The organism is Amycolatopsis sp. MEPSY49, from assembly GCF_051337345.1.
In the GTDB taxonomy this organism is placed as follows: Bacteria; Actinomycetota; Actinomycetes; order Mycobacteriales; family Pseudonocardiaceae; genus Amycolatopsis.
The window spans coordinates 435,522-454,269 of sequence record NZ_JBDLYJ010000001.1 but is presented as its reverse complement, the minus strand read 5'-3'; the positions used below and the strand labels follow the sequence as shown (position 1 = coordinate 454,269).

Below are 18,748 nucleotides of genomic sequence, written 5' to 3'. Positions count from 1 at the left end.
GTGGTCCGGCGAGGATCCCGGGGGAAGGAGGTGTCGGATGACGTACCTGCGGGCGCTCGGGCGGGCTTGTGCGCTGGCCGCGTTCGCGTTCGTCAGCTGGTTCGACGTGCTACTCGAGCTGATCGCGTTCGCGCTGCTGTGCGTCGGCCTCGTCTTCTTCCTCGGTCCGATGATCGAGTGGGCCCGGCACCGCTCGGCGACGGCGCGGACGCTGGCCGCGCGCTGGTGCGGCGTCGAGGTCGAGTCGCCCTACCGGCCCGAACCGCCGGAACCGGTGCGCGAGCGCGACGGCTGGTACCGCGACGGCAACACGCTCTACAAGCGCGCGTTCTGGATCCGCTGGAACCGCCGCTTCACCTGGGCGATGGAGGACCCGGCGGCCGGGCGCGAGTTCACGTGGCAGCTGCTGAACCCGGTGGTGACGCTGGTGCTGCCGGTGGCCGTCCTGCTCGGCGGCCCGGTGCTGCTGCGCGGCTACGGCCGCTGGACGCGCTGGTGGCTCGGCCCGCGTCCGGCGCCGGCCGAGCGGCGGGGCCGCTGGCTGCACCGGCGGCTCGAATCGCTGGGCCACCAGATGGGCATCCTGGCGCTTTCGGTGGTCATGTTCGTCTTCTCGCTGTGGCAGCTGGCCGTGATCGCCGGCGCGATGCCGGTCGCGGCGCCGGTGGTCCTGTGGGCCCGGTCGATCACCGACACGCTGCGCCGCGAGTCCGGCAACTGGACCGGCGTGCGGATCGCGCGGCCGTACCTGCCGTCGCCCGGCTTGCCGGTGCCCCGCCCGGACGGGCTCTTCCAGGTCGGCAAGCAGCTCTACGAGGAGCCGTTCTGGCCGGTCCAGCACGCGCGCACGCGGTGGGTCCTGTGCGACCGCGCCACCTGGCGCGACCTCGCCGGCGGGGCGTTGATCCCGCTCGTCTCGCTGCTCCTGCTGCTGCCGACGGTCGGGCTGGTCGGCCGCGGCTTCGTCGGGCTCGTGACGCTGTGGGGGTGGCGGCCGTTCGTCTCGTCGCCGGTGACCTGGTGGCCGTTCCCGGAGGTCTCGACGCATTGGGGCGCGGCCGCGCAGACGCCGGTCGCGCTCGCGATGATCGTCGCCGGGCTGGCGCCGGCCACGTGGCTCGCGCGGCAGCAGGCGCGGTTCGCGCGGCTCTGGCTGGGCCCGACGGAGGCGACCCGGCTCGCCGCGCGCGTCGAACGGCTGAAGCAGACCCGCAGCGACGTCACGGTCACGCAGGCGGCGGAGCTGCGGCGAATCGAACGCGATCTGCACGACGGGATCCAGTCGCGGCTGGTCGCGATGGGGATGAAGCTCGGCGCGGTCGAGGCGCTCGTCGACACGGACCCGGCGGCGGCCAAACGGCTCGCGGCCGAGCTGCGCGCGGCGTCGTCGGAGGCGCTCACCGAACTGCGCGTGCTGATCCGCGGCATCCACCCGCCGGTGCTGTCCGAGCGCGGGCTGCTCGACGCCGTGCGCGCGCTGGCCCTCGACAGCCCGCTGAAGACCGAGGTCACCGGCTCGCTGCCGGGCCGCGTCGAGGAGCCGGTCGAAGCGTGCACGTACTTCGCGGTGTCGGAACTGCTGGGCAACGCGGCGAAGCACGGCTCGAAGCGCGCGTCGATCGACGTCGGGTTCGCCGACGACCAGCTGACGGTGGTGGTGACCGACGACGGCCCGGGCGGCGCTGTTCCGGCCCGGGGTTCGGGACTGCGCGGAATCGAGCGCCGGCTCGGGGCCTTCGACGGTAGGTTGACCCTGACCAGCCCGATCGGCGGGCCGACCAGGGCGATGGTGGAGATCCCGTGTCAGCTCGACCCCGTGTCGTCGTCGCCGAAGACCAGTACCTCCTCCGAGACGGCCTGACGCACTTGCTGGCAGCGCACGGCTTCGACGTCGTCGCGGCGGTCGGCAGCGGCCCGGAACTGGCGGCTGCCTTACGCACTCACCGCCCCGAGGTGTCCATTGTGGACGTCCGGATGCCGCCGACGAACACCGACGAAGGCCTGCAGGTCGCGCTGGCGGCGCGGCGCGAAGACCCGGGATTGCCGATCTTGGTGCTGTCCCAGCACGTCGAGCAGCTGTACGCACGCGAACTGCTCGCCGACGGCACCGGCGCGATCGGCTACCTGCTGAAGGACCGCGTGTTCAACGCGGACCAGTTCATCGACGCGGTCCGCCGGGTCGCGGCCGGCGGCACGGTGATGGACCCCGAGGTGATCGCGAAACTCCTGGCCGGCAACGCGTCCGACCCCCTCGCCGCCCTGACCCCGCGCGAGCGCGAGGTCCTCGGCCTGATGGCGGAGGGGTGTTCGAACGCGGCGATCGCGTCCCGGCTGCACTTCAGCGAAGGCGCGGTCGGCAAGCACACGGCGAACATCTTCGCCAAGCTCGGCATCTCGGCGTCGGACGACACGAACCGCCGGGTGCTCGCCGTGCTGGCGTACCTCGGTGCCGGCTAACCCGTGGACGTTCGCGGACGATCCGTGCCGGCGCTGTGGCCGTTCGCGGACACGTGGTGCCGGCCGCGGTCAGTTCGCGGATATGAGTGCCATTCGTGGACGCACCGGGTCAGCTGGGGGCAGCGACCGGCTACAACCCGATGACGGGCGGCGTCGCCCGGACTTCGTCGTTGAACGCGTTCCGGTAGTTGTTGTCCCACTGGCGCCCGCCGGCGTCCCCACGCCCGGGCTCGGACAGCTGAGTGGTGGACGCGCCGATGTTGACGATCTGCTTGCGGAGATCACCGAGCTCACCGTTCATCTTCTTGAGCTCGGTCTCGATCTCGCCGGCGAGCGCCTTCGTGGAGCTCGACAGCTGGTCACGAAGCTCGAAGAGCTTGCGCTGCATCAATTCCGTCTCGTTCTCCATCTCCCTCGCCCGCAGCTGGGCGTTGTCGCGATCCCGTTCGATCTCCTGGATCCGCTGCAGACTCGATTGGTGGAGGCGTTCGATTTCTGCCACCTGCTCAGCGGATCGGCGGACCGCCACATCCCGCTCGTCTTCGACCTGCTTGATCCGCCTCAGCTGAGCTTCGTAGTTCATTTCGTACTGCTCGGTGAGCTCGTTGAGTCGCAGTTGCGCGGCTTCCTGGCGCTCACCGGCCTCTCTGACGAGACGGTTGTTGATCTCCCGTTGCTCTTCGAGTTCGGCGCGCAGGTCGGCCAGTCGACGAGGTCCGCCATCGGCTTCCGCGTGGGCTTCGGCCAAAATGGCCGCCGCCTCGGCCTGGGCTTTGGCCAGGATCTCCTGCGCCTCGTCCCGAGCCGCGGTTGTCGATGTCGAATCGATGCCGAGCGCACTGGTCACCGGGTCGAGCCGCGACCAGACGTCGAGCCACGGTTCGTGGTCCTCTTCCGGAACTCCGCAGGTGAGGAGGTAAAGAACCAGGAAGTTCTTCTTCGGCAGTTCACCCGCCAATGCCTTGCCGACCTTCGTGCGGCCGAGGAGCTGGTTGCTGAACTTCTCCACTTCGCGATTGGAGTTGATTCCGGCGAGGTTCCGCAGTTTGGTCAGGCAGGCGCCGAAGTCCGCGCTGTTCGACACCTTGTCGAGCGGGATGTCCGCCAGCCCGTGGGGCACCGGGCGGTGGACAGGTCGCACGGGACCGGTCGACTGAGCGAATACAGGCTTGTCCACGACCACTTGCGCCTCACTGGGTGTCCACATCCGGCTTCTGGTGGCCACGATTGGCCACTGGCTTCGTGTGGATCGTTTTGGCCAGGTTCGGTGTTTCACCTTCGACCGGAAACGGTTCGAAGTGGCGCGAATTGTCGCGCCCGGCCGGGACCCGGCCGATCTTGACCGGCTATAGCAGCACTTTGTCCATCCGATAGCACCCTAGCCGTGCCCTGTGATGCTCTGATAACGACCGCGTAGCCGGTGATCGGCCAGTCCGCGGCGGATCGGAGGTGAGGAAAGTGGCCAAGCACAAAAAGAACAGAAGCTCGCCGCCGCAGCCCTGGTGGGCGTGGACGGTCGAGCTCCTGATCGTGTTCTATTACGTGGTGGTTCCGGTTGGCAGCCACTTCCACCGCTGACAAGAACACCTGGTGAGGCTGGGGCCGCTCGAAAGAGCGGTCCCAGCTTTTTTCAGTGTAGGTCGCGCTGGTGGACAGTGTCGACCACCGTGGACATCTGTGGCCGGAAGACCTCAGCCGCGCGAAACCCGCGTCATCTCTTCGCGTTCCACTACCTTGATCCGCTCGCGGCCCGCCGCCAGGCCCAGCGCCTTCTCGTGCGAGTCGAGCTTGCCCCAGCCTTCCCAGGTCGTGAACGGGATCCCGCGCGCCGCAAGGAAGTCGAGGATCGCGTCCGGGGAGGCGTACTTCGGGGCGGTCAGCGTGTCCGCGTCCGACAGCAGGCTCGCGATCGTCTCCGCCGCGTCGCCCTTCGTGTGGCCGATCAGGCCGATCGGGCCGCGCTTGATCCAGCCCGTCACGTACACGCCCGGCAGCTGGTTGTCGTCCAGGTCCAGCACGCGGCCCGCCTGGTTCGGCACGACGCCGGCCACGTGGTCGAACGGGATCTCCGGCAGGTGCGACGACAGGTAGCCGACCGCGCGGTACACGGCCTGGACGTCCCAGTCGTGGAACTCGCCCGTGCCGCGGACGTTCCCGTCGCCGGTCAGCTCGGTGCGTTCCGTGCGCAGGCCCGTGACACGGCCGTCCTCGCCGAGGACTTCGGCCGGCGAGTGGAAGAAGTGCAGGTGCAGCCGCTTCTGCCGGTCGCCCGGCTCGCGGATCGCCCACTCCTGCAGCGTCTTCACGACCATGTCGATCTGCTTCGACGCCCGCAGTGCCGCGATGCTGCCGTCGTCGAACTCGATGTCCTCGGGGGACACGATGACCTCGACGTTCGGCGAGTGGTCCAGCTCGCGCAGCTCCAGCGGCGTGAACTTCGCCTGCGCCGGCCCGCGGCGGCCGAACACGTGCACGTCCGTGACGGGGCTCGTCCGCAGACCCTGGTAGACGTTGTCCGGGATGTCCGTGGTCAGCAGCTCGTCGGCCGTCTTCGCGAGGATGCGTGCGACGTCGAGAGCGACGTTGCCGACGCCGAGGACCGCGACCGAGGAAGCGGTCAGCGGCCAGGTGCGCGGGACGTCCGGGTGGCCGTCGTACCAGGAGACGAAGTCGGCGGCGCCGTAGCTGCCGTCGAGGTCGATGCCCGGGATGTCGAGCGCGCGGTCGGCCGACGCGCCGGTCGAGAAGATCACCGCGTCGTAGAACTCGCGCAGCTCGTCGAGCTTGATGTCGGTGCCGTAGTCGATGTTGCCCAGCAGGCGGATGTTCGGCTTGTCGAGCACCTTGTGCAGCGCCGTCACGATGCCCTTGATGCGCGGGTGGTCGGGAGCGACGCCGTAGCGGATCAGCCCGAACGGCGCGGGCATGCGCTCGAAGAGGTCGATCGTGACGTCGGCGTCGGACTTGTCCAGGATGTCGGCGGCGTAGATGCCGGCAGGACCAGCGCCCACCACGGCCACACGAAGAGATCGGCTCACACCCTCCACGGTAAGTTAGGGTCACCTAACTAGAAATGTGATTTACCGTACGGTCCACCAGTTGGGAGCCGGTAAGCTCGGCGCCATGCGCGTTCTCGTCGTCGACAACTACGACAGCTTCGTCTACAACCTGGTCCAGTACCTGGCCCAGCTCGGCGCCGACTGCACGGTCTGGCGCAACGACGTCGTGGACCTCGACCGCGTGCCCGAGTTCGACGCCGTGCTCGTCTCGCCGGGCCCGGGCACTCCCGAACGCGCTGGTCAGAGCATGGATGTCATCCGGAAATGCGCCGAGACGCGCACGCCGATGCTCGGCGTCTGCCTCGGCCACCAGGCGCTCGGCGTCGTCTACGGCGCCACCGTCGACCGCGCGCCCGAGCTGCTCCACGGCAAGACCAGCCAGGTCCGCCACGAGGGCACCGGCGTCCTGAAGGGCCTGCCCGAGGAGTTCACGGCCACCCGGTACCACTCCTTGACCGTGGTGCCCGACACGATCCCGGCCGACGTCTTCGAGGTCACCGGCCGCACCGAGACCGGCATCGTGATGGGCATGCGCCACCGCGAGCTGCCGCTGGAAGGTGTCCAGTTCCACCCGGAGTCCGTGCTCACCGAGGGCGGCCACCGGATGCTGGCGAACTGGATGGCCGCGGCCGGCCACCCCGTCGACCCGGTCCGCGTCGACGAGCTCGAGCGGGCGACCAAGGCGCTCCAGAAGGCCGCTGTTGCGTGATCCGGCTCGAGGGGGTCGGCAAGCGGTACGGACGTGGTGACTTCGTCCTCCGCGACGTCGACCTGAGCGTCGAGCCCGGGCACGTCGTCGGCGTCCTCGGCAGCAACGGCTCCGGCAAGTCGACGCTGCTGCGGATCATGGCCGGCGTCTCGCACGCGACCACCGGCTCGGTGACGGGAAGCCCGCGGATCGGCTACCTGCCCGACCGCTTCCCGGCCGGCCAGCGCATGGGCGCGCGGGCCTACCTGCGGCACATGGCGCGCATCCGCGGGCTCACCGACCTCTCGGTGATCGACCCGCTGCTCGACCGGCTCGCGCTGGTCGGCGGCCCGACCGCGCCGCTGCGGACGCTCTCGAAGGGCAACGCCCAGAAGGTCGGGCTCGCGCAGGCCGTCATGGTGCGACCCGACCTGCTGATCCTCGACGAGCCGTGGTCCGGCCTCGACGTCGGGACGCACGCGATCCTCGGCGAGCTCGTCGCCGAGACGCGGGCGCGCGGGGCGAGCGTCGTGTTCACCGACCACCGGCCGCAGGTGGTGCACGACCACGCCGACGTCGTCCACCTCATGACCGACGGCCGGCTCACGGCCGAGAGCGCCGAGCCGACGACGCGGATCGTCCTGCGCGGCGACGGCGCCGGCTGGGCGGACGAGCCCGGCGTCCGGCACGCGGTCGTCGAAGGCGCCCAGCTCGTGCTGACGGTCGAAGTCGCGAGCGTGGACGCGGTGCTGCTGCGGGCGTTGAAGGACGGCTGGTCCGTGCGGGAGGTGGCGCCGTGCTCGCCCTGACCCGCTACTACCTGGCGCTGCTCGGCCATTCGCAGCGGTACCTGCCCGCGCTGCTGGCCTACCTCGCGCTGTGCGTGATCCTCTACGCCGACCCGCACTCGCCGCCGTTGCCGCTTTTCGGCGTGAGCGCCGGCGGCCTGCTCGTCGTGTCGTGCTGGCTGACGATCGCGCTGCTCGACATCGAGGACCCGGTGCAGCGGCTGGTGACCTTGAGCCACGCGCGGCAGTGGCGGCGGATGGTCACCGGCGCGATCTTCACCGTGCTGGCCTGCGCCGCGGTCCTCACGGTGATCACCGAGGTGTGGTCGGCGCTCAAGTCGTTGAAGGTCCAGCCGTCGGCGCTGGGCATCGGGCTGCTCGCCCACCTCGCGTGCGCGCTGCTGGGCATCGCGATCGCGCTGCCGTGCTCGCGGCTGCTCGTGCAGCGCATCGGCTGGACGGTGCTCGCCGCCGTCGTCACGCTGATCGTCGTGCTGCTGGCGAAGATCCCGCTGGTCCACCCGCTGCTGCACGCGCTCACCGACGACGAACCGGTCGGCGGCCCGCTCGTCCTGGCGCTGGTGACGTCGGTGGTCGTACTGGCCGCGAGCTTCTTCGTCGTCTCGCGGCTCGTGCAACGCCGTTCCTGAGTGCAATTTGCAATCTTCAAATCCCGGGTCGGGGTTCCGGCGGGTGCTCGGCGCCGACTAGTGTTCGGGTCCTCTCCGATTCCGGGCGAAGGGAGAACGGGTGACGGCGGGGATCGTCGCGATCACCGGGCCAGACTCCGAAGGCGAGCTCCGGGAGCTCGCCGCCTGGCTGCGCGGCGAGGACGAGCTCCGCGGCCGCGTCCAGCTGTTCGACGCCGTCGTGGTCGGCGTGACCAGCAACTCCGCCGGCGTCTTCTGCCGGTCGTTGATCGCCTGGCTGCGGCGCTGCCGCGAAGCCCGCGTCTCCCTGAAGGTCAAACGCTCCGGCGCGGCCGAAGAACTGGAGCTCGACTGCGGTCCCGCCAGTGACGCCGAACAGATTCTCGGCGCTGTGCAAGGATTCCTCGACAAAGCCTGAAGAACGACGAAGGCCCGCACGGCGAACCGTGCGGGCCTTCGTCGTGTGAACCGGATCAGGGGCTGCCGCTGGTCGTCGGGAACAGCGGGCCTTCCGACACCGAGATCGTGATGTTCTGGTCCTTGTCGATCTGCGTACCCGGCGACACGCTCTGCTTGGTGACCGTGCCTTCGGGCTTGTTGCTGGTCCGGTCGGACTGCTCCCGCAGGTCACCGGTCCAGCCCATGCTCTGCAGCTTCGCCTTGGCGTCTTCGGCCGTCATGCCGACCAGCTGCGGCATCTCGATCTTGTTGTCCGGCTGGCCCGTCGACACGGTCAGCGTGATCGTGCTGCCGACCGGCACCGAACCGCCGTTCGGCGTCTGCTGGAGGACCTGGTCCTTCGGCTGATCGGACTGCTGGTCGACCCGCTTCACGGTGAAGCCCAAGCCGGTCAGGGCGGACTGCGCTTCGCTGAACGACTTCCCGGTGAAGTTCGGGACCTGCTTCTGCGCCTTGCCCTTGCCGATCGAGATGGACACGCTCGTGGCCTGCTGGACCTGGTTGCCCGCCTGCGGGGTCTGGCTGACGACCTTGCCGACCTGGTCGTCGTCGGTGACGTCGACCTCCTGCACCGACTGGTTCAGGGTGAGGCCGGCTTCCTTCAGCTTCGCCTCGGCGTCGTCCTTGCTCAGGCCCTTCAGGTCCGGCACGGCGACCTTGCCCGGCGGCGTGCCGATCGTGAGGGTGATCTGCGCTGTGGTCGCGACCGGGGTGCCGACGTCGGGGGTGATCGAAATGACCTGGTTGACCTGGTCGGTGGTGCACGGCGTGTTGCCGCTCGCGTCGGGCACCCCGCAGATCACGGTCTTGTTCGGCGCGAAGTTGTTGAACCCCTTCTCGCGCAGCGTGTTCTTGGCCGCCAGCTCCGACTGTCCCTTGACGTCGGGGATCGCCACCGTGCCCGGCTCGTCGCCGCCGCCCCTGAACGACCCCGACAGCCACATGATCAGCAGGACCGCGCCCAGCACGAAGACCGCGGCCAGCGCGGCCAGCAGCGTCCGGCGCCGGCGCTTGGCCTTCGGGTCCTCGTCGTCCGGGGCGTCGTACTCCTCGTAGCGCTGCGGCTGCCGCCGGTCGGCGTTCATCACCTGCGTGCGCTCGTCTTCGGACATCACCATCGGCGCGGCCGGGCGCTGGCCCGACAGCGTGCGCACCAGGTCCGAGCGCATCTCCGCCGCCGACTGGTAGCGGTTCGCCGGGCCCTTGGCCAGCGCCTTCAGCACGACGGCGTCGAGCTCGGGCGCCACGGCCGGATTCACCGACGACGGCGGGTTCGGGTCTTCCCGGACGTGCTGGTAGGCCACCGCGACCGGGGAGTCGCCGGTGAACGGCGGCTCGCCGGTGATCAGCTCGTACAGCACGCAGCCGGCGGCGTAGACGTCGGACCGGGCGTCGACCGACTCGCCGCGGGCCTGCTCCGGCGACAGGTACTGCGCCGTGCCGATCACCGCGGCCGTCTGGGTCATCGCGGACTGGCCGTCGTGCATCGCGCGCGCGATGCCGAAGTCCATCACCTTGACCGCGCCGTTCTTCGTGATCATCACGTTGGCCGGCTTGACGTCGCGGTGCACGATGCCGTGGCGGTGGGAGAAGTCGAGCGCCGCGCAGACGTCGGCCATGACCTCCATGGCCCGCTTCTGCGACATCGGGCCCTCGGTCTTGACGATGTCGCGCAGCGTCCGGCCTTCGACGTACTCCATGACGATGTACGGCAGCGGACCGAACTCGGTGTTGGCCTCACCCGTGTCGTAGACCGCGACGATCGCCGGGTGGTTCAGCGCGGCGGCGTTCTGCGCCTCGCGGCGGAAGCGCTCCTGGAACTGCGGGTCCCTGGCGAGGTCGGCACGGAGGATCTTGATCGCGACTTCCCGGCCGAGGCGCACGTCGTGGCCGTGATGGACCTCGGACATGCCTCCGTAGCCGAGCGTTTCGCCCAGCTCGTACCGGTTGGAGAGCAGTCTGGGTGTGCTCATCTCTGGGTGCCGTTCCATTCCGTCCAAGGTGCGGTCATGATGCCTTGCTGGCCATCGTCGGTCGTTCCGGGAGATTCCGCCGGTATCGCGCTCGACACGGGCGGTTCCTCCGCGGGCGGCTGTCTGCCCGGGACCACCTGGCTCTGCGTCTGGCCGGTGTGCGGTGGCGAGCCCGAGCTGCCGATCATCTTCGCCACGAGGACGATGGCCGCCACCAGGACAACGAGCAGGATGGCCGCGAGGAGCGCCCACCAGCCCCACTGGGACTTCTTCCGGGGAGCCGGCACCATGGCCGGCCGCATGACCGGCCGTGACGGCGGGCCGATGGCGACCATCGGGTTCACCGCCGGCGACGGCGGGCCCACCGGCATGTGCTGCTGCTGCGGCGGGACCGGCTGCTGCTGAGCCGGTTGCTGCGGCACCTGCTGTTGCTGCTGCGGTTGCGGCGGCTGCTGCACCGCCGGCTGCTGGCCCGTGTAGGTGGCGTTGACCAGGCCGGACGGCGTCGGCAGCGGAAGCCCGGCGCGGACCGCGGCGACGGCGGCCGCGAACTCGCCGCCGCTGTTGTAGCGCTGCCGCGGGTCCTTCACCAGCGTCGCCTCGATCACCGCGCGCGCGGCGGGCGGGACGTCCGGCGGCAGCGGCGGCGCGATGTCGCGGATGTGCATCATCGCGACCGTCACGGCGTTCTCGGACAGGAACGGCCGGTGCCCGGCGAGGCATTCGTAGCCGCACACGGCCAGCGAGTAGACGTCGGACGCCGGCTCGGCCGGGTGCCCGAGCGCCTGCTCCGGCGCGATGTAGTGCGCGGTGCCCATGACCATGCCGGACCGGGTGACCGGCGCGGCGTCGGCCGCCTTGGCCACGCCGAAGTCGGTGATCTTCACCTGCCCGGCCGAGGTGACCAGGATGTTGCCCGGCTTGACGTCGCGATGGACCAGGCCCTGCTCGTGCGCGGCCTGCAGCGCGTTGCCCGCCTGCTCCAGCATGTCGAGCGTGAACTCCGCGGACAGCCGCCCGTGCTTGGCCAGCAACCCGGCCAGCGGGTCGCCGTCGACGAGCTCCATCACCAGGTACGCGATGGAGAGGTCACCGTCGAAGATGGTTTCGCCGTAGTCGTGCACCGCGGCGATGCCGGGGTGGTTGAGGGACGCCGTCATCCGCGCTTCGGTGCGGAAGCGGTGGAGGAATTCGGCGTCGCCGGAGAGCTCGGCCTTGAGGATCTTGACGGCCACGGTCCGGTCCAGCCGGGTGTCGCTGGCCTGCCAGACCTCGCCCATCCCGCCGACGGCGATCCGGCTCGTCAGCTTGTACCTCTCGGCCAGCAGCTGGCCCGAGGACAGCATCCGCTATCCACCCCCGAGCTTGGCGTTGATCGCGGCGCGGCCGATCTCTGCGGCGACCGAGCCGCCGGTGGCCGCGAGCCCGCGGTTGCCGCCGTCTTCGACGATGACGGCGACCGCGATCTGCGGGTCGTTCGCCGGGGCGAAGGCGGTGTACCAGGCGTGCGGGGCGGTGTTCTTGGAGTCCGTGCCGTGCTCGGCGGTGCCGGTCTTCGACGCGATCTGGATGTCGGCGCGCTTGCCGCCGCCCTTGGTGAAGCCCTCGGAAGCGATCATCATGTCCTTGAGGATCGCGGCGTTCGACGACGAAAGTGCCGCCGTGCCGGTGAGCTCGGTGGGGCTGTAGTCCTCGATGGTCGACAGGTCCGGCGCCAGCACCGACTGCACCAGCTGCGGCTTCATCGCCATCCCGCCGTTGGCCACGGTGGCCGCGAGCAGGCAGTCCTGCAGCGGGGTCAGCCGGACGTCGCGCTGGCCGATGCCGCTCTGGTAGAGCGCGCCCTGCGAGTCGAGCGGCCCGACCGTCGACGGCGCGACCTTCATCGGCACGGTCAGGTCGGTCTGCCCGATCCCGAAGTTCGCCGCCGTCTTCTTCAGCTTGTCCGCGCCGAGCTGGCCGGCGAACTCCGCGAACGGGACGTTGCACGAGTGCGCGAGCGCGTCCTTGAACGTGGTGCCGGGGCACGCCTCGCCGGCGTAGTTCTCCAGCGTCACGCTGGTGCCGGGGAGCTTCGTGTTCGGCGCGGCGTTGACCGGGGTGTCCGGTCCCTTGCCGTCCTCGAGCACCGCCGACGCGGTGACCAGCTTGAACGTCGACCCCGGCGGGTAGGTCTCCGAGATCGCCCGGTTCAGCATCGGGTTCTTCGGGTCCTTGACGTAGGAGTTCCAGGCGTCGGTCTGCGCCTTCGACGTGTGCGACGCCAGCTTGTTCGGGTCGTACGACGGCGTCGAGACCATCGCCAGGATCCGGCCGGTCTTCGGCTCCATCGCGACGACGGCGCCGGTGTACCCGCGCTGCGTCATCAGGTCGTACGCCGCCTTCTGGACGGCCGGGTCGATGGTCAGCCGGACGTTGCCGCCGCTCGGGTCGCGGCCGGTGACCATGTCCGACAGCCGCCGCACGAACAGGCGCGGGTCGGAGCCGTTCAGGACGTCGTCCTCGGAGCGCTCGAGGCCGCCGGAGCCGTAGTTGATCGAGTAGTAGCCGGTGACCGGCGCGTACATCGGGCCGTCGACGTACGACCGGATGTACTTGTACTTGTCGTTCGACGGGTCGACCTTCGCCAGCACCTCGCCGTTCGCCTGCGACACGATCTGGCCGCGGCGGCGGGCGAACTCGTCGTAGAGCACGCGCGCGTTGCGGGAGTCGGTGCGGTAGTCGTCGGCCTTGACGACCTGGATGTAGGTCGCGTTGGCCAGCAGCAGGACGACCATGACGAGCATCGTCATGCCGACCTTGCGCAGCGGGGTGTTCATGCCTGCTTGCCCCCGTCCGCCGGCGGACGCTGGACGAGCACGGTGTGCGCCTCGGCGATCGGCGCCTGCTGCTGGGGCTGCGGCTTCGGCCGGGCGGCGGGCCGCCGGGCCGCGTCGGAGATCCGGAGCAGCAGGGCGACCAGGATGTAGTTCGCCAGCAGTGACGAACCACCCTTGGACAGGAACGGGGCGGTGATACCGGTCTCCGGGATGAGCTTCGTGACCCCGCCGACGACGACGAAGATCTGCATGACCATGGTGAACGCGAGCCCGCCGCCGAGCAGCTTGCCGAACGTGTCGCGCACGGCGAGCGCGCTGCGCATGCCGCGCATGGCGACCAGCAAGTACAGCATCAGGACCGCGGCCAGCCCGATGAAGCCGAGCTCTTCGCCGATCGCCGCGGTGATGAAGTCGGTGTTCGCCTCCGGGACCATGTCCGGGCGGCCGGCGCCGAGCCCGGTGCCGCCGATCCCGCCGGTGCCGAGGCCGAACAGGCCCTGCGCGATCTGGTAGCCGCCGCCGAGCTTGTCGTACGTCGCCAGCGGGTCGAGCCAGTTGGCGACGCGCTGCTGGACGTGCGTGAAGAGGTTGTAGGCGATCAGGCAACCGCCGACGAAGAAGCTCAGGCCCAGGACGACCCAGATGATCCGCTCGGTCGCCACGTACAGCATCATCAGGATGACGCTGAAGAACAGCAGCGACGTGCCGAGGTCCTTCTCGAACACCAGGATGCCGATGCAGGCGACCGCGGCGATGAGGATCGGGCCCAGGTCACGCGCCCGCGGCAGCTCGACGCCGAGGAACTTCTTGCCCGCCACCATGAACAGGTCGCGCTTCGACACCAGGAACGAGGCGAAGAAGACCATCAGCAGGATCTTCGCGAACTCGCCCGGCTGGATGGAGAAGCCCGGCAGCTTCAGCCACACCTTGGCGCCGTTGACCTCGGACAGGCTCGACGGCAGCAGCGCGGGCAGCGCCAGCGCGACGATCCCGACCAGGCCCGCGGTGTAGCCGTAGCGGGTCAGCGTGCGGTGGTCGTTCACCACGACCAGCACGGCGACGAAGAACCCGAGCGAGATGACGGTGAACAGCACCTGCGCCGTGACGGCGGGGGTGTAGTCCTTCCCGTTCTGCACGGCCTTTTCGGCCAGGGCCAGGTCGATCCGGTGGATCATCACCAGCCCGATGCCGTTCAGCAGCGCGACGCAGGGGAGCAGCACCGGGTCCGCGTACGGCGCCCAGCGCCGCACGGCCAGGTGCGCCGCGGCGAAGATCGCGAGGTAGGCGAGGCCGAGCCAGACGATCGACCAGGTCAGCTCCTGCTCCTGGTTCGCCTCGACCAGCACCAGGGCGATGGTGACGATGAACGCGGCGAAACCCAGCAGCACCAGCTCGGTGTTGCGGCGGGTCGGGACGTCGCGCGGCGGGTTCGTCTGGAACTGCGCGGCGAGGGGTTCGGCGGCGCGCGCGGCGGGCTGGCTCATCAGTTACCGCCTCCCGTCGTCGGTGCCGTCGAACTCGGCGTCGAGCAGTCCCTCCCCGCTGGCTGGTTCGCCGACGACGGAGCAGTGGAGCCGGCCGGAGCCGACGGGGTGGACGTCGGCGTGACCGTGGGGGTCGGCGTCGTGGACGGCTGGCCGCCCGCCGGCGCGCAGTTGTTCAGGCGCTTGTGCAGCTGCAGGAAGTCGTCGATGTACTTCCGGGCGTCGTCGAGGCTGTCCTTCTTGACGCCGTTCTGCACCGCCAGCCGCGCGTCCTCCTGGAGCTGGTCGACGCGCAGCTTGTCCGTGCACACCTGGTTGGGCGGGCACGAGCCCTGCTCGTAGGTGTGCAGGTCGATGCCGAGGATGCTGCCGGGGACGCCGCGGTAGATCACGACTTCCTGGTCCGCACCTTCGCCGACATAGTACTGACTCAGGACGAAGTACCGGGTGGCGATGGCGGCCGCGGCGAGCACGACGAGCACCACCAGCGCGCCGGCGAGCCAGCGGAACCGCTTCCGGCGCTTGGCCTTCGGATCGACGCTCGGCTGTGGCAGCTCGGGCCGCGGCTGCGGCGGCGGCTGGGTCAGCGCCCGCGCGCGTGCCGCGGGCGAGTCGCCCTGGTGCCGTTCGTCGCTGCCGTCCCCGGCGGCGCCGCCCACGATGGGCGCGTCCTCGCCGAAGTCGACGTCGACCACGTCGGCGATGATCACCGTGACGTTGTCCGTGCCGCCGCCCTTGAGCGCCAGCTCGATCATCCGGTCCGCGCACTGCTGCGGGTCCGGGATCTGCACGGCCTCGGCCAGCGTCTCGTCGCTGACCATGCCGGACAGGCCGTCCGAGCAGATCAGGTACCGGTCGCCGGAGCGGGCTTCGCGCACGGTCAGGCTCGGTTCGACCTCGTGCCCGGTCAGCGCCTTCAGCAGCAGCGACCGCTGCGGGTGCACCGCGGCTTCTTCGGGCGTGATCCGGCCCTGTTCGAGCAGCTCGTTGACGAAGCTGTCGTCGCGGGTGATCTGCGCGAACTGGCCGCCGCGCAGCAGGTACGCGCGCGAGTCGCCGACGTGCACCAGCCCGAGCCGGTTGCCGGCGAAGAGAACGGCCGTGAGCGTGGTGCCCATGCCGTCGAGGTCGGGGTCCTGCGAGACGAGTTCGGCGATCGCGGCGTTGCCGTTCGCCACGGCCTCCCGGAGCTGCGCGAGGAGGTCGTCACCCGGCTCGTCGTCGTCGAGCGGGGCGAGCGAGGCGATGACGACCTTGCTGGCCACCTCACCCGCCGCGTGGCCACCCATACCGTCGGCGAGCGCGAGCAGGCGAGGGCCGGCGTACACGGAGTCCTGGTTGCTCGAACGCACCAGGCCCCGGTCGCTGCGGGCTGCGTAGCGGAGGACGAGAGTCATGGGCGAAGCTCGATCACCGTCTTGCCGATCCGGATGGGGACTCCGAGCGGGACCCGGAGGGGTGCAGTGACCTTAGCCCGGTCGAGATACGTCCCGTTCGTCGAGCCCAGATCTTCCACGTACCAGTCCTCGCCGCGCTGGGCGATCCGCGCGTGCCGGGTCGACGCGTAGTCGTCGTCGAGCACCAGCGTGGAGTCGTCGGCCCGGCCGATGAGGATCGGCCGGCCGTCCAGCGCGATGCGCGTCCCCGCCAGCGCGCCGTGGGTCACGAGCAGCTGCTGCGGGGACTTGCTGTTGCGCGGCTTCTTCTCCTTCTTGCGCCCGAAGGTCGGTACCTGGACGCGCATGCCCGACGCCGCGTAGAGGTCCGAACGGACGACTCTGAGCGCGGCGAACACGAAGAGCCAGAGCAGCACGAGGAAGCCCACCCTGGTGAGTTGTACGACCAGCTCTGGCACTTGGTGTGTCCGCTCCCGACTCTTCCGCGCAGCCGCGACGCGGGTACGCCGCGGTCCCCCCGCACGTCAATTCTGCGGGAACAGTATTCCGTGTCCCCAGTCAGCCCTGTGTACGGAACACGAGCGAGGAGTGCCCCACCCGGATCACGTCGCCGTCCGCGAGCTGCCAGGTCTGGACCGGAGTGCCGTTCACGGTCGTGCCGTTGGTCGAGCCGATGTCGGCGAGCGTCGCGCTCTGGCCGTCCCAGGTGATCTCCAGGTGCCGGCGCGAGACGCCGGTGTCCGGGAGGCGGAAGTCCGCGTCCTGGCCGCGGCCCACGACGTTCCCGCCCTGCTTCAGCGAGTACGTGCGGTTCGAGCCGTCGTCCAGCTGCAGGCTCGCCGCGAGCTGGCGGCCCGGCGCGGGCGGGGCGTAGCCACCCTGCTGGCCGTACGGGTCCGCGGCCGGGGCGCCGTACGCCTGCTGCTGCCCGTACTGGTCGTAGCCGCCGCCCTGCTGCTGGCCGCCGTACTGGTCGTAGCCGCCCTGCTGGGGCTGGGCGTAGCCGCCCTGGTCGTACCCACCCTGCTGGTAGCCCTGGTCGTAGCCACCGCCCTGGGGCTGGGCGTAGCCGCCCTGGTCGTACCCGCCGCCCTGCGGCTGGGCGTAGCCACCCTGGTCGTAGCCACCGCCCTGGGGCTGCGCGTACCCGCCCTGGTCGTAGCCGCCCTGCTGCTGGCCGTACTGGTCGTAGCCGCCACCCGGCTGCTGCTGGCCGTACTGGTCGTAGCCACCACCCTGCGGCTGGCCGTAACCCTGGTCGTACCCGGGCTGCTGGCCACCCTGCTGTCCGTAGCCGTACTGGCCCTGCTGGCCGTACGGGTCACCCTGGTCGTATTGGCCGTAGCCGGGGGGCTGGCTCATTGCTGGGTCTCCTGCGTTGCTGGGTCGTGCCGACCGCGGTGAACCGGCGCCTGAGGGGCGGGCGTCGGGATCGACGGACGAACGGGTCTTGAACTGTCCAGTATGCAGCGCCTCGTTGCGCTCGAGTGATACGACGACGTCACCATAGGTGTCCAGGCCCTCCGCGGCGAGGTGTTCCGCCACCGCCTTGGCGAGGACCTGGGTGACGCGCTGCTCGTCACCGGCCATGCGCTCGTGGTCAGCTGCCCCCAGCGACACGATGTAGTGATTGGGGGCGAGCTGCCGACCGCCTGCCAGCTCACGAACGTTCTCCTCACTCTCCCGCTCCAGGGCGATCGCCACTTCCTGCGTGACGACGTTGCCACCGAACATGCGCGCGAAAGTGTTCCCCACCAGGTTCTCGAGGCGTCTGTCGAAACGCTCGACGCGGCTCACCGGGGAAAACCTCCTCACACGTGTGCTTCCGCTATCGATCCTATCCGGGTGAGCGAGCCTCGACACGGCCCCCGGTGAAACCCGTTCAAACGACCTGCTAGTCTTCTCCTCGCTGCTTGAAGGAAGCACTCGGGCGAGTGGCGGAATGGCAGACGCGCACGGTTCAGGTCCGTGTGTCCGAAAGGACGTGAGGGTTCAACTCCCTCCTCGCCCACTCGGAAAGGGCCCCAGCATCACGCTGGGGCCCTTTTTCGTGTCTTCCCGCCTTCGGCTCAGGTGGGGAATATCACCCGTTTGGCTCTGCGTGGTGTTCGCTCACGGCGGACTTCCGGGTGTATCAGGCTGTCGATTTGGCGACCCACGCCGCGAGCACGTCGGCCCGGCTGGCCGTCTCGATGCCGGCGTGGGGGCAGCCCGGGCCGGTCGCCTCGACCGCCACCAGTTCGCCGTCCGTGAAGTACGGCGCTCCCGAGTCGTAGGTGCAGGCGCTCGTCGTGATCTCCGGGGCGGCGCCGCGGACGCCGAGGGTCGTCTGCTCCACCTTGGCGACGGCCACCGTGCCCTGCTGCATGCGGCCGGCCGGGGCCGGGTTCGTGTTGGTCGTGCTGCCCCAGCCGGCCAGCGTCAGCTGCTGGCCCACCTTCGGGACCGCGCGGCCGATCTTCAGCGGCGTCACGGTGGTCACCGGGGTGTCCAGGCGGGCCAGGGCCACGTCGTTCTCCTTGGCCTGGACCACCTCGGTCACCCGGCGGGCGATGCCGGACTCCGTCGACTCGTCGACCAGGCCCAGCGTCACCGTGGTCGGGTAGGGGACCTTGCCGGTGACGCGGTTGCGGTTCGCGTCGTGGAAGCAGTGGCCGGTCGTCAGCACCCAGCCCGGGGCGATCAGCGAGCCGGTGCAGTAGCTGCTGTAGGTCGAGCCGTCCGGGCGCGGGATCTTCGTCATCGCGAGCTTCGCGACGAACCCGAACTGCCCGGGCGGTACGTCGGAGCCGTGGGCGATCCCCGGCGCGGCCAGGGCGGCGGGGGCGGTGGCGATGGTCAGGACAACAGCGGCGAGCAGGGCGCGCAGGCGCATTTCTCCCCTTCGTCGAATGGATGGTCGACGTTCGAGGCTATTGGCACGGCCGCACGCTGGGAATTCCCTGGCCGGGCGTCACCCGGGTGACGCCCGGCC

Annotated in this window: 16 protein-coding genes and 1 tRNA gene; 7 read left to right on the top strand and 10 right to left on the bottom strand. The window is 70.0% G+C overall.

The annotated features are described in order from the left end of the window. The first annotated feature begins 37 nt into the window (after positions 1-37). Entirely contained in the window at positions 38-1,861 is a 1,824-nt protein-coding gene (locus ABFJ78_RS02325) for a histidine kinase (RefSeq protein ID WP_436383914.1), read from the top strand. Further along, positions 1,801-2,457 carry a response regulator gene (locus ABFJ78_RS02320; RefSeq protein WP_436383912.1) on the top strand — a complete coding sequence of 219 codons (657 nt, stop codon included), beginning with the start codon at positions 1,801-1,803 and terminating at the stop codon, positions 2,455-2,457. The genes ABFJ78_RS02325 and ABFJ78_RS02320 overlap by 61 nt, the downstream gene beginning before the upstream one ends. 130 nt (positions 2,458-2,587) lie before the next feature. Here ABFJ78_RS02320 and ABFJ78_RS02315 read toward each other — a convergent pair whose 3' ends face one another. Then, a complete protein-coding gene (locus ABFJ78_RS02315; RefSeq protein WP_436383910.1) occupies positions 2,588-3,640 on the bottom strand; it encodes a hypothetical protein in 1,053 nt (350 codons plus the stop codon). A 508-nt stretch (positions 3,641-4,148) separates the two neighbouring features. Then, the gene (locus ABFJ78_RS02310; protein WP_436383908.1) at positions 4,149-5,468 is read right to left on the bottom strand and encodes an FAD-dependent oxidoreductase; all 1,320 of its coding nucleotides are present in this window, start codon (positions 5,466-5,468) and stop codon (positions 4,149-4,151) included. Positions 5,469-5,580: 112 nt separating this feature from the next. Here ABFJ78_RS02310 and ABFJ78_RS02305 point away from each other — a divergent pair, with 112 nt between their 5' ends. The 4 genes from ABFJ78_RS02305 (at position 5,581) to ABFJ78_RS02290 (ending at position 8,060) form a co-directional block, all read left to right on the top strand. Beyond that, complete coding sequence (locus tag ABFJ78_RS02305) at positions 5,581-6,225, top strand: aminodeoxychorismate/anthranilate synthase component II (protein WP_436383906.1); 645 nt, start codon at positions 5,581-5,583, stop codon at positions 6,223-6,225. Beyond that, positions 6,222-7,013, top strand: coding sequence for an ABC transporter ATP-binding protein (locus tag ABFJ78_RS02300; protein ID WP_436383905.1), 792 nt, complete (start codon positions 6,222-6,224; stop codon positions 7,011-7,013). The genes ABFJ78_RS02305 and ABFJ78_RS02300 overlap by 4 nt, the downstream gene beginning before the upstream one ends. Next, positions 7,001-7,642 (top strand): hypothetical protein, encoded by a 642-nt coding sequence (locus ABFJ78_RS02295; RefSeq protein WP_436383903.1) that lies wholly within the window; start codon positions 7,001-7,003, stop codon positions 7,640-7,642. The genes ABFJ78_RS02300 and ABFJ78_RS02295 overlap by 13 nt, the downstream gene beginning before the upstream one ends. Positions 7,643-7,742: 100 nt before the next feature. After that, positions 7,743-8,060, top strand: a complete 318-nt coding sequence (locus tag ABFJ78_RS02290) for an effector-associated constant component EACC1 (RefSeq protein WP_436383902.1) — start codon at positions 7,743-7,745, stop codon at positions 8,058-8,060. A gap of 55 nt (positions 8,061-8,115) precedes the next feature. Here ABFJ78_RS02290 and pknB read toward each other — a convergent pair whose 3' ends face one another. The 7 genes from pknB to ABFJ78_RS02255 all read right to left on the bottom strand — a co-directional run bounded on the left by pknB (position 8,116) and on the right by ABFJ78_RS02255 (position 17,571). Further along, entirely contained in the window at positions 8,116-10,074 is a 1,959-nt protein-coding gene (pknB, locus tag ABFJ78_RS02285) for a Stk1 family PASTA domain-containing Ser/Thr kinase (protein WP_436383901.1), read from the bottom strand. Continuing rightward, positions 10,071-11,420, bottom strand: coding sequence for a serine/threonine-protein kinase (locus ABFJ78_RS02280; protein ID WP_436383899.1), 1,350 nt, complete (start codon positions 11,418-11,420; stop codon positions 10,071-10,073). Before ABFJ78_RS02280 ends, pknB begins: the two co-directional genes overlap by 4 nt. Before the next feature lie 3 nt (positions 11,421-11,423). Beyond that, positions 11,424-12,893, bottom strand: coding sequence for a peptidoglycan D,D-transpeptidase FtsI family protein (locus tag ABFJ78_RS02275; RefSeq protein WP_436383897.1), 1,470 nt, complete (start codon positions 12,891-12,893; stop codon positions 11,424-11,426). After that, the gene (locus tag ABFJ78_RS02270) at positions 12,890-14,377 is read right to left on the bottom strand and encodes an FtsW/RodA/SpoVE family cell cycle protein (protein WP_436383895.1); all 1,488 of its coding nucleotides are present in this window, start codon (positions 14,375-14,377) and stop codon (positions 12,890-12,892) included. The genes ABFJ78_RS02275 and ABFJ78_RS02270 overlap by 4 nt, the downstream gene beginning before the upstream one ends. After that, entirely contained in the window at positions 14,377-15,774 is a 1,398-nt protein-coding gene (locus tag ABFJ78_RS02265; protein WP_436383894.1) for a PP2C family protein-serine/threonine phosphatase, read from the bottom strand. Before ABFJ78_RS02265 ends, ABFJ78_RS02270 begins: the two co-directional genes overlap by 1 nt. Further along, positions 15,771-16,232: an FHA domain-containing protein FhaB/FipA gene (locus tag ABFJ78_RS02260; protein ID WP_003079002.1), complete on the bottom strand. Its 462-nt coding sequence runs from the start codon at positions 16,230-16,232 to the stop codon at positions 15,771-15,773. Before ABFJ78_RS02260 ends, ABFJ78_RS02265 begins: the two co-directional genes overlap by 4 nt. Positions 16,233-16,332: 100 nt before the next feature. Continuing rightward, positions 16,333-17,571 carry a DUF3662 and FHA domain-containing protein gene (locus tag ABFJ78_RS02255; RefSeq protein WP_436383892.1) on the bottom strand — a complete coding sequence of 413 codons (1,239 nt, stop codon included), beginning with the start codon at positions 17,569-17,571 and terminating at the stop codon, positions 16,333-16,335. A gap of 131 nt (positions 17,572-17,702) precedes the next feature. Here ABFJ78_RS02255 and ABFJ78_RS02250 point away from each other — a divergent pair. Continuing rightward, positions 17,703-17,785, top strand: a tRNA-Leu gene (locus tag ABFJ78_RS02250). 123 nt (positions 17,786-17,908) lie between these two features. Here ABFJ78_RS02250 and ABFJ78_RS02245 read toward each other — a convergent pair. Beyond that, positions 17,909-18,649, bottom strand: a complete 741-nt coding sequence (locus tag ABFJ78_RS02245; protein WP_436383891.1) for a S1 family peptidase — start codon at positions 18,647-18,649, stop codon at positions 17,909-17,911. Between the last annotated feature and the right edge of the window lie 99 nt (positions 18,650-18,748).

Coding starts and splice junctions, on each gene's coding strand:
- ABFJ78_RS02325 (WP_436383914.1), top strand. CDS start 38: ATGACGTACCTGCGGGCGCTCGGGCGGGCTTGTGCGCTGGCCGCGTTC.
- ABFJ78_RS02305 (WP_436383906.1), top strand. CDS start 5,581: ATGCGCGTTCTCGTCGTCGACAACTACGACAGCTTCGTCTACAACCTG.
- pknB (WP_436383901.1), bottom strand. CDS start 10,074: ATGAGCACACCCAGACTGCTCTCCAACCGGTACGAGCTGGGCGAAACG.
- ABFJ78_RS02280 (WP_436383899.1), bottom strand. CDS start 11,420: ATGCTGTCCTCGGGCCAGCTGCTGGCCGAGAGGTACAAGCTGACGAGC.
- ABFJ78_RS02275 (WP_436383897.1), bottom strand. CDS start 12,893: ATGAACACCCCGCTGCGCAAGGTCGGCATGACGATGCTCGTCATGGTC.
- ABFJ78_RS02270 (WP_436383895.1), bottom strand. CDS start 14,377: ATGAGCCAGCCCGCCGCGCGCGCCGCCGAACCCCTCGCCGCGCAGTTC.
- ABFJ78_RS02265 (WP_436383894.1), bottom strand. CDS start 15,774: ATGACTCTCGTCCTCCGCTACGCAGCCCGCAGCGACCGGGGCCTGGTG.
- ABFJ78_RS02245 (WP_436383891.1), bottom strand. CDS start 18,649: ATGCGCCTGCGCGCCCTGCTCGCCGCTGTTGTCCTGACCATCGCCACC.